Raw genomic sequence first — 9,656 nt, 5'->3', positions numbered from 1 at the left:
GCGTCCACGCGCGCTCATGATCCGGCGCCATGCGCCGGTGCGCGCGTGGACGCGCGCGGTCCAAAAAAGTCAAAGACCCAGATAGCGCTCCCATAGCGAGCGATCGGCGGTCAGCTCGGCCGAGCTGCCGGTCCAGGCGACGCGGCCGCGGTCCAGGATGGTGTGCCGGGCGGCGATCGCCGCCAGCCGGTCGACATGCTTGTCGATGGCCAGGACGGCCAGGCCCGTGGCGCGCAGGCGCTGCAGGGCGCGCCAGATCGCCTCGCGCGGCAGCGGCGCCAGCCCCTCGGTCGCCTCGTCCAGGATCAGCAGGACGGGATTGGTCAGCAGCGCCCGGCCGATCGCCAGCATCTGCTGCTCGCCGCCCGACAGCTGCGATCCGAGATTGCCCAGGCGCGGGGCCAGGGGCGGAAAGAGGTCGAGCACACGCTCCAGCGTCCAGGGATCGGCGGCGGCACGGCGGTTGGCGGCAAACGCCACCAGGTTCTCGCGCATGGTGAGGTTGGGAAAGATCCGGCGCCCTTCCGGCACCAGGCCCAGCCCGGCGCGGCCGATCCAGTCGGCGCCGCGCTGGCCGACCGGCTCGCCGGCCAGGCGGATCGTGCCCTCGACCGGCCGCAGCAGGCCGGCGATGCAGCGCACCGTCGTGGTCTTGCCCATGCCGTTGCGCCCCAGCAGGGTCGCGGCCTCCCCCGCCTCGATATGCAGGCCGACGCCGAACAGCACCCGGCCGGTGCCATAGCCGGCCGACAGGCCATCGACCTCCAGCACGGCGCTCATGCGGTGCTCTCACCGAGATAGGCGCGCCGCACCTCGGGATGGGCGCGGATCGCCTGCGGCACGCCTGATGCGATCACGCGGCCATGGACCAGGACGGAGATGCGGTCGGCCAGCTGGAACACGGCGTCCATGTCGTGCTCGACCAGCAGGATGCCGGCCTGGCCTTTGAACGTGCGCAGCAGCGCGACGACACGTGCCGATTCGTCCGGCCCCAGGCCGGCCAGCGGCTCGTCCAGCAGCAGCAGGCGGGCGCCGGTCGCAACCGTGAGGCCGATCTCGAGCCGCCGACGCTCGCCATGGGAGAGGGCGCCGGCGGCGATATCCGAGCGGGCGCCGAGCCCGACCACGTCCAGCACCCGCCGCGCCGGCTCGAACAGCGCCGCCTGCCCCGCCACCGGCCGCCAGACGGCGCAGCGCGCGCGGCTGCGGGCCTGGATGGCGAGCGCCACGTTCTCCAGCACGGTGAAGGCCGGGAAGACGCTGCTGATCTGGAACGAGCGCGCCAGGCCCAGCGCCACGCGGCGATGCATGGGCAGGCCGTCGATCACGGCGCCGTCCAGCACGATGCGGCCGGCATCGGCGCGCTCGGCTCCCGACACCAGCTGGATCAACGTCGTCTTGCCCGCGCCGTTGGGGCCGATCAGGGCATGCAGCTCGCCGGGCTTCACGGCGAGGCTGGCGTCGTCGAGCGCGCTCACGCCGCCGAAGCGCTTGCGCAGGCCGTCGACCTGCAGGCCGGGCGGCGCCGTCACCGCGCGACCTGCCGCCACAGGCCGGCGAGGCCCGCCGGCGCGAACAGCACCACGGCCAGCAGCACCAGGCCGATGCCCAGCGCCGTGTGGGTGGTGACGTCGGAGAACAGCTCCTGCGCCAGCAGCAGCACCGCCGCGCCCAGCACGCCGCCCAGGAAGCGGCCGGCGCCGCCCAGGATCACCATGACCATCAGGGTTCCCGATTGCGTCCAGTGCAGCAGGCTGGGGCTGACCTGCTGGTTGAGATCGGCGAGCAGGCCGCCGCCCAGCCCGGCCGTGGCGCCGGCGATCACGAAGCCGGCGAGCTGGATGCGGAAGACGGGAAAGCCGATGGCCTCCATGCGCACATCGTTGTCGCGGATCGCCTGCAGGGCGCGGCCCAGCGGCGCGTTGAGCAGCCGGCGCAGCCCGGCCATCAGCAGCACCACGACGCCGAGCACGGCATAGTAGAATGTCATGTCGGCGTGCGGATCGAGGCCGAACCCGTAGCCGGTGCGCCGCGGCAGGACGAGGCCGTCATCGCCGCCCAGCGCCCGCAGCGAGACCACGACGTAGTAGGCCATCTGCGCGAACGCCAGCGTGATCATGATGAAGTAGACGCCGCGGGTGCGCAGGGAAACGGCGCCGATCATCGCCGCCAGCACGGCGCCGGCCAGCGCGGCGGCCGGCCATGCCAGCCAGGCCGAGCCGATCCCGGCATGCACTAGGACCGCCGTGGTGTAGGCGCCGGCGCCGACGAAGCAGGCGTGCCCCAGGCTCACCATGCCGCCATAGCCGATCAGCAGGTTGAGGCTGCTGGCGATCAGGGCGTAGATCAGCACCCGGCTGGCGAGCACGATGTAGAACGGCTGATCGACGGCAGTCAGCACGACGGGCAGCAGCACCAGGCTCGCGACCAGCACCAGGGTCGGCAGCGGGCGCAGCCCGATATGCAGCGTGCTAGCCACGCGCCGGGAACAGGCCGCGCGGCCGGAAACAGAGAACCCCGGCCATCAGCACGTAGATCAGCATCGAGGCCAGGGCCGGCCCCGCTTCGGACGCGACCTCCGGCGAGGCCAGGGCGCGGAACAGCGCCGGCAGCGCGGTGCGGCCGACGGTGTCGAGGATGCCGACCAGCAGCGCGCCGACCAGCGCGCCGCGCACCGAGCCGATGCCGCCGATCACGATGACGACGAAGGCCAGGATCAGGATGTTCTCGCCCATGCCGACCTGCACCGCCAGCAGCGGCCCCAGCAGCGCGCCGGCCACGGCGCAGAGCGCGGCGCCGGCGCCGAACGCGGCGGTGAACAGCCACGCCGTGTTGACGCCCATGGCGCTTGCCATCTCGCGATCGGACGCCCCTGCCCGCAGCCACATGCCCACGCGCGTGTGGACGACGACGACATAGAGCAGCAGCGCCGCGGCCAGCCCGACGCCGATCACGACCAGGCGGTAGGCCGGATAGCGCAGGCCCGGCGCCAGCTCGACCGGGCCGGACAGAGCCGCCGGCATGTTGAGCGCAATGGGCTGCGCGCCCCAGATGATGCGCACCAGCTCGTTGGCGATCAGGATCAGCGCGAACGTCGCCAGCACCTGGTGCAGATGCGAGCGCCGATAGAGCGGGCGCAGGACCGTGAGCTCCAGCGCCATGCCGATCACCGCGGTGCCGACCACGGCGGCGGCGATGGCGGCCACGAAGGAGCCGCTGGCCTCGGCGACGGTGGCCGCCAGATAGGCGCCGATCATGTAGAGCGTGCCGTGCGCCAGGTTGATCATGTCCATGATGCCGAACACCAGCGTCAGCCCGGCCGCCAGCAGGAACAGCATCAGCCCCAGCTGCAGGCCGTTCAGCGCCTGCTCGGCGAGCAAGGTCAGCGGCATGGTGTCCTGGGAGCGCGCATTTGTCGTCCTGAGCGAAGCGAAGGACCCGTTGAGCCCTCGAAGCGCACGGAACCCTCGATGGCGTACGTACGCCAGCAAGTTCCCTCCGTGCGACACGACGGCATAACGGGTCCTTCGCTTCGCTCAGGACGACAGAAACTGTACACCCTCATTTCATCTTGCAGCGGGCGGCGAAGGGATCGGCGTAGTCGGTGTAGACCTTGCCGATCGTCTTGTTGGTGATGCGGCCGGCGCCGTCCTTGACGACCTCACGCAGATAGTAGTCCTGGATCGGGTAGTTGTTGGTGTTGAAGCGGAACCTGCCGCGCGGAGAGTCGAACCTGGCGGCGTGCAGCGCCTGGCGGAAGGCGGCCTTGTCCTCGATCCTGCCGCCTGTATCGCGCACCGCGGCGGCGATCAGCTGTGCCGCGTCGTAGCCTTGCTGGGCATACATCGTGGGCAGCCGGCCATAGGCCTTCTGGAAGTCAGCGACGAATTTCCGGTTGGCCGGGTTGTCGAGATCATGCGCCCATTGCGCGGTGTTGAGGATCCCCACCATGGGCTCGCCGACCGACTTGATCGTGTCCTCGTCGGCGGAATAGCCGGGCGTGTACAGCCTGGCATCCTGCTGCGCGCCGGCGCTGACATACTGCTTGATGAAGTTGGTCCCCATGCCGCCGGGCAGGAAGAAGAACACCGCGTCCGGCCGGGCCGCGCGCAAGGTGGCGATCTCGGCGGCGTAGTCGAGCTGGCCCAGCCTGGTGTAGACCTCGCCCGCGATCGCGCCCTTGTAGGTGCGCTTGAAGCCGTTCAGCGTCTCGCGGCCGCCAGGATAGTTGGGCGCGATCAGGTAGACGTTCTTGAGGCTGCGGTCGTTCATCACCTGGCCCATAGCGGACGCGGTGTCCTCGTTCTGCCACGACACGACGAAGAAATTCGGATCGCACTTCTCGGCCGCGTAGTCCTCGGGTCCGGTGTTGGGGCTGATATAGACGGTGCCCGAGGCCAGGATGGCCGGCATCACCGGCAGCAGCACGTTGGAGAACACCATGCCGGTGATCACGTCGACGCGATCGCGCTTGGTGAAGCGCTCGACGACCTGCCGCCCGGTGTCGGGGCTCTGCTGGTCATCGGCGATGGAAATATCCGCCGTGAGGCCGCCCAGCTTGCCGCCCTCGCCCTTGGCGACCAGCTCGAAGCCGTCGCGGATATCGACGCCCAGCGCCGCGCCCGGCCCGGACAGCGTGCTCATGAAGCCGACCTTGATCTTGTCGGCGGCATCGGCGGTCGACGCCAGCGCCAGCAGCGCAATGCCGGCCAGGAGCGAAGCCTTCTTCGTCATTCTGCCCTCCCGATCAGACGGTCATCCCGAGCGTAGCGAGGGATCTTTTGATGCAGACGCACCGTGCGCCATCCTCAGAAGATCCCTCGCTTCGCTCGGGATGACGGCGTACGTCGAACGGAACTCTACACCCACGCCTGCAGCACGTAGTCGTACAGCCCCTGGGCGTTCACCATGTCGACGCGCTGCAGCCTGATGCGGTAGCCGTCCGGGCTGGGCTGCAGATGGTGGATGTAGGAGCCGGCGAAATGCCGGGTCGAGTCGTTGCGGAACTCCATCATGTGGAAGCGCGAGCGCGCGACCAGCAGGCCGGAAGCGGCATCGTGCTTCTCGATGCGGACGTTGGAGACGACATGGTTGGTGCCCCACTCGGTCTTCTGCGACCAGGCACGGGGATGCATCATCCGCCGCATGCGCACCGCCATCAGGTCGCGATCCTCATAGAAGATCGACGGCACGCCATCGCCGGTGGCCTGCGACGGATCGGCCGGCATCCAGTAGATGCCGTCATCGGCGAACAGATCGATGAAGCCTTGCCAGTCGCCGGTGTCCAGGCATTCGGCCTGGCGATAGAGGAACTGCTCGACGCTGCGCTGCGGGTCGTCGCCGCTCATGGTGGCCATCGTGCTCACCTCGCCCCCATGTAGTCGACCCAGGCGCGGAACTGGTTGCGCATCGGCGCCTCGCTGGTGCCGATGCACGACGTCACGACGCCGCCCTCTTCCAGATCCTGGCCGGCGTTGCGATGGAAGCTCACCCACTCGCCGCCGTCGGACGCCAGGCCCTGGTGGATCTTCCAGAAGTTCCACAGATCGTCGGCATTGATCAGGGTCGCCGGCGAGTTGACGAGGTTGTAGTAGCCCAGCGCCCGGCGATACATCGCCTCAGGCGCGCCCTTCAGGCGGAAATGCCAGATCTCGGTCAGCGTCTTGTCGACCCCCAGCGGCCGCACGGCGCGCAGCTGCTGCAGCGGCGACTGCACCGACAGGCCGGGATAGAGCAGCACATGGTGGATGTTGACGCCGAGGATCTCCTCCATCCGCTTCTCGCCATAGGCCTGCTTCATCGCCTCTTCGTAGGCCAGCGTGTCGGGATCGCGCGGCCGCAGGCCCATGTAGCCGGTCAGGATGCAATGGCCGTGCGGGTAGTTCAGGGTCTGGAACTGGTCCCATTTGGCGATCGGCGTCGTGTAGAAGGCCGACATGTAGTGGTAGGACAGCGGCGCGTGGCCACCGCGCTTCTTCATCTCCTCCTCGACGTCGAACGCCGCCTTGCCGGTCGATTCGTGCGTCACCGCCGGATGCAGCGCATCGAGCTGGTTCTCGAGGAAGATCTTCCAGTTGGAATTCTGGATCACGCGGAAGCAGTTGGGGACGATCTCGACCTCGCCCGCCGGCGCGCGATCGCACATGTCGTCGAAGGCGATCCTCGCGTCGCCCAGCCACTCGCGCAGCGACGGCCCATCGGCGGCAAGATTGGCGAAGACAAATCCGCGATAGGACTCGACCCGCGCCGCCCGCTTCATGTCGCGCAGATGGCAGTCGGCGCCGCCAGGCGCCAGCCGCGTCCCGTCATAGCCCTTCGACAGCGGCACCATCCGGCAGGCGCCGTCGGTATCGAACTGCCAGGCGTGATAGGAGCAGGTGATCGTGGGGCCGGCATTGCCGCTGCGGTTGCCGAACAGCATGGCGCCGCGATGCGGGCAGCGGTTGTGCAGGACATGGATGGTGCCGTCGCGATGCCGGATCATGATCATCGGCTGGCGCCCGACCTGCACGGTCCAGTAGTCGCCCGGCTTCCTCACCTGGCTCTCGTGGCCGACATAGGTCCACACGCGGTGAAAGATCCGGTCCATCTCCTGCTCGAATATGCCCGGATCGGTATAGACATGCCGATGAACGCGGTCGGCCTCGACCGCCTGGCGCAGGTCCATGCCCATGCCTCCTCTCTGCGTCTCTTCCTGGCGCTGCGCGAATGCGCTTCATGGCGAGCGCGTACAGATGCTGCACATCTGTCGCATCGACCGATGAAGCCTTCGCACCGGCCGCAGCACCTGACGGGTCGGATTTCCGGTGGCAGTGAGGGCGATGTTAGCTTGCGATGTTTGCCGGCGCCAGACCGGCCGGGACGCGCCTGGGACCGCGGGCATCTTGCCCGCTCATGGCCCGGCGCTGCGCGCCGATGCGGGCGGGACGCCCGCGCTCCTGGCATCACACGTCGTAGTCCAGGCCCCATTCGCCGTAGCGGATGCGATCCTCGGCCCAGCGCTCCTTGACCTTGACCGTGAGGAACAGATGCACCGGCCGGTCGACGATGTCGATCAGCTGCTTGCGTGCGCGGCTGCCGATCATCTTGATGCGCGCGCCGCCCTCGCCCAGCACGATCGGGCGCTGGCTCTCGCGCATCACGAAGACGGCGCAATCGACGCGGGCACTGCCGTCGGGCCGCTCGGTCCAGGCCTCGGTCTCGACCGCCGCCTCGTAGGGCAGCTCGTCGTGCAGCTGCAGGAACACCTGCTCGCGCACGATCTCGGCCGCCAGCAGGCGCAGCGGCATGTCGGTGAGCTGGTCCTCAGGATAGAGCAGCGGCCCCGCCGGCAGCGCCGTGGCCAGCCAGTCGGCGAAATCGTCCAGCCCGTTGCCGGTCTTGGCCGACACCATGAAGGTACGCTCGAAGGCATAAGCGGCGTTGGCCGCGGCCGACAGCGCCAGCAGCTTGTCGCGCCGGATCAGGTCGATCTTGTTGAACACCAGCACGCAGGGCTTGCCAATATCGCGCAGGCCCGCGACCACGGCACGCGCCTCGTCGCCGAAGCCACGGGCGGCGTCGACCAGCACGGCCACGAGGTCGGCGTCGGCGGCGCCCTGCCAGGCCGCGCGCACCATGGCGCGCTCCAGCCGGCGCTGGCGGCGGCCGTGGATGCCGGGCGTGTCGACGAAGGCGATCTGCGCCCGGGTGCCGTCCGGCAGGTCGCGCATGGCGATGCCCAGCACGCGGGTGCGCGTGGTCTGCGCCTTGGGCGACACGATCGACACCTTGCCGCCCACCAGCGCGTTCAGCAGGGTCGATTTGCCGGCGTTGGGCGCGCCCAGCAGCGCCACGAAGCCGGCACGGGTGTTGTCGGCTGGTTCGGTCATCGTGTCCTCCTCCCCAGCTTTGCTGGGGAGGTGCCCCGAAGGGGCGGAGGGGAGCCCACGCGGTCCATGCAACTGAGACCACGTTGGCTCCCCCTCCGGCCTTCGGCCACCTCCCCCACTGCGTGGGGGAGGGAACGATCTTCCATCACTTCAGCGCGTCCAGCATGGCGGTGGCGGCGGCGCGTTCGGCCTCGCGCTTGGTCTTGCCGCTGCCATGCGCCGGCGTGCGGCCGCGCACCATGACCTCCATGATGAACTGCGGCGCGTGCGGCGGCCCGTCACGGCCCACCTCGCGATAGCTGGGCAACGGCAGGCCGCGGCCCTGGGCCCATTCCTGCAAGGCGGTCTTGGGGTCGCGCGGCGGCTTGGGATCGTGCTCGATGCGCGGCACCCAGTAGCGCTCGACAAAGCTGCGGGCCGCTTCCAGCCCGCCATCGCGGTACACCGCCCCGATCACGGCCTCGCAGGCATCGGCCAGGATCGCCGGCTTCTCGCGGCCGCCGGTCGCCTCCTCCGAATCGGCAAGCAGCAGGTGGGCACCCAGCCCGATGACGCGCGCCACCTCGACCAGGGTCTCGGCCCGCACCAGCGCCGCGTGGCGCCGCGCCAGCTCGCCCTCGCTTTCCAAGGGGAAGCGGCGGATCAGCACGTCGGCGACCGCCAGCGACAGCACCCGGTCGCCCAGGAACTCCAGCCGCTCATTGCCATGCTGCAGATCGAGGTTGCGGCCGCGCTGGCGGTCGATGGCGCTGCGATGGGTCAGCGCCTCGCGCAGCAGCTCGCGGTTGGCGAAGTCATGGCCCAGCGCCGCGGCGAATGCCTGCTCGCGATCCACAACCGCGGGCACAGCGTCCACATCGTCTTCCCTGGCCGACACTTAGCGGATGCCCTGGAACATGCGGCTGAAGCGGATCGCCTCGGGCCATTTCCAGACCTCCCACAGCGATGCCGACCCGTCATGCGAGAAGAAGATGAACTCGGCCCGCCCGACCAGGTTCTCGATCGGCACGAAGCCGACCTGGCTGCCGGCCACGCGGCTGTCGGCCGATTCGTCGCGGTTGTCGCCCATCACGAAGACATGGCCCGGCGGCACGACGAACTCGCGGGTGTTGTTGGGATCGTCGCCCGGCTCCTTGGGCGCGCCCAGGGGCTTCTTCTTCTGGATGAAATGCGGGGCGCCGCCCGGCAGCGTCTCGACGAAGATCTGGCCATCGGACGAGCCGCCGGCAGGGCGCGGCCCGACCTCCTGCGCCGGCTTCATGTTGACGGCCTTGTCGTTGACATACAGCACGCCGCCCTTGACCTGCACCCGATCGCCCGGAACGCCGATGATGCGCTTGATGTAGTCGGTTCGGTTGTCGCCCGGCCATTTGAAGACCGCGACGTCGCCGACATGCGGCGGCCGCTCGAAGATGCGGCCCGAGAACGGCGCCAGCGAGAGCGGGAAGGAATGCTTGCTGTAGCCGTAGGAATACTTCGACACGAACAGATAATCGCCGACCAGCAAGGTTGGGATCATCGAGCCGCTGGGAATGTTGAAAGGCTCGAACGCAAAGGTCCGCGCCACGATGGCGATCAGGACGGCATACACGACGGTCTTGACCGTCTCCATCCAGCCGCCGGATGTTTCTTTGCGACTCAGGGGCTTGCGGTGTTCCATTGCGTGCCTACGCGAGGTGCCGGGCCGGGGGCAGCACGGCAGCGGGCGGGTATAGCAACAAAGGCCGCAGAAGTCTTGCGCTTAGGGCGGGCCCCAGGCGCGCTCTGTTGTCATATGACAATGCA

Annotated in this window: 10 protein-coding genes; all 10 read right to left on the bottom strand. The window is 69.0% G+C overall.

Going from position 1 to position 9,656, the window contains the following annotated elements; translation table 11 throughout:
• Positions 1-69: 69 nt before the first annotated feature.
• The 10 genes from FHP25_RS36685 to lepB all read right to left on the bottom strand — a co-directional run bounded on the left by FHP25_RS36685 (position 70) and on the right by lepB (position 9,483).
• On the bottom strand, positions 70-780 hold the full coding sequence (locus tag FHP25_RS36685; protein ID WP_147851962.1) for an ABC transporter ATP-binding protein: 711 nt from the start codon (positions 778-780) through the stop codon (positions 70-72).
• Entirely contained in the window at positions 777-1,532 is a 756-nt protein-coding gene (locus FHP25_RS36680) for an ABC transporter ATP-binding protein (protein ID WP_147851968.1), read from the bottom strand. Before FHP25_RS36680 ends, FHP25_RS36685 begins: the two co-directional genes overlap by 4 nt.
• The gene (locus FHP25_RS36675; protein ID WP_147851961.1) at positions 1,529-2,479 is read right to left on the bottom strand and encodes a branched-chain amino acid ABC transporter permease; all 951 of its coding nucleotides are present in this window, start codon (positions 2,477-2,479) and stop codon (positions 1,529-1,531) included. The genes FHP25_RS36680 and FHP25_RS36675 overlap by 4 nt, the downstream gene beginning before the upstream one ends.
• A complete protein-coding gene (locus FHP25_RS36670; RefSeq protein ID WP_231712615.1) occupies positions 2,472-3,386 on the bottom strand; it encodes a branched-chain amino acid ABC transporter permease in 915 nt (304 codons plus the stop codon). Before FHP25_RS36670 ends, FHP25_RS36675 begins: the two co-directional genes overlap by 8 nt.
• Before the next feature lie 175 nt (positions 3,387-3,561).
• Positions 3,562-4,734, bottom strand: a complete 1,173-nt coding sequence (locus FHP25_RS36665; RefSeq protein WP_147851959.1) for an ABC transporter substrate-binding protein — start codon at positions 4,732-4,734, stop codon at positions 3,562-3,564.
• A gap of 125 nt (positions 4,735-4,859) precedes the next feature.
• On the bottom strand, positions 4,860-5,357 hold the full coding sequence (locus FHP25_RS36660) for an aromatic-ring-hydroxylating dioxygenase subunit beta (RefSeq protein WP_147851958.1): 498 nt from the start codon (positions 5,355-5,357) through the stop codon (positions 4,860-4,862).
• Between the two features lie 5 nt (positions 5,358-5,362).
• Positions 5,363-6,667: an aromatic ring-hydroxylating oxygenase subunit alpha gene (locus FHP25_RS36655; RefSeq protein ID WP_178134065.1), complete on the bottom strand. Its 1,305-nt coding sequence runs from the start codon at positions 6,665-6,667 to the stop codon at positions 5,363-5,365.
• A 277-nt stretch (positions 6,668-6,944) separates the two neighbouring features.
• On the bottom strand, positions 6,945-7,871 hold the full coding sequence (gene era, locus FHP25_RS36650) for a GTPase Era (protein WP_147851956.1): 927 nt from the start codon (positions 7,869-7,871) through the stop codon (positions 6,945-6,947).
• Between the two features lie 145 nt (positions 7,872-8,016).
• On the bottom strand, positions 8,017-8,727 hold the full coding sequence (gene rnc, locus FHP25_RS36645) for a ribonuclease III (RefSeq protein ID WP_231712612.1): 711 nt from the start codon (positions 8,725-8,727) through the stop codon (positions 8,017-8,019).
• A 21-nt stretch (positions 8,728-8,748) separates the two neighbouring features.
• Positions 8,749-9,483 carry a signal peptidase I gene (gene lepB, locus FHP25_RS36640; protein ID WP_231712611.1) on the bottom strand — a complete coding sequence of 245 codons (735 nt, stop codon included), beginning with the start codon at positions 9,481-9,483 and terminating at the stop codon, positions 8,749-8,751.
• Between the last annotated feature and the right edge of the window lie 173 nt (positions 9,484-9,656).

It is taken from the genome of Vineibacter terrae (genome assembly GCF_008039615.1).
GTDB classification, from domain to species: domain Bacteria; phylum Pseudomonadota; class Alphaproteobacteria; order Reyranellales; family Reyranellaceae; genus Vineibacter; species Vineibacter terrae.
The sequence above is the reverse complement of the archived record's forward strand: the minus strand, read 5'-3'. Positions and strand labels throughout refer to the sequence as shown.

What these genes read in the sequence shown, in the direction of transcription:
- lepB (WP_231712611.1), bottom strand. Translation starts at nt 9,483, where the DNA reads ATGGAGACGGTCAAGACCGTCGTGTATGCCGTCCTGATCGCCATCGTG.
- FHP25_RS36685 (WP_147851962.1), bottom strand. Translation starts at nt 780, where the DNA reads ATGAGCGCCGTGCTGGAGGTCGATGGCCTGTCGGCCGGCTATGGCACC.
- FHP25_RS36660 (WP_147851958.1), bottom strand. Translation starts at nt 5,357, where the DNA reads ATGGCCACCATGAGCGGCGACGACCCGCAGCGCAGCGTCGAGCAGTTC.
- era (WP_147851956.1), bottom strand. Translation starts at nt 7,871, where the DNA reads ATGACCGAACCAGCCGACAACACCCGTGCCGGCTTCGTGGCGCTGCTG.
- FHP25_RS36665 (WP_147851959.1), bottom strand. Translation starts at nt 4,734, where the DNA reads ATGACGAAGAAGGCTTCGCTCCTGGCCGGCATTGCGCTGCTGGCGCTG.
- FHP25_RS36655 (WP_178134065.1), bottom strand. Translation starts at nt 6,667, where the DNA reads ATGGACCTGCGCCAGGCGGTCGAGGCCGACCGCGTTCATCGGCATGTC.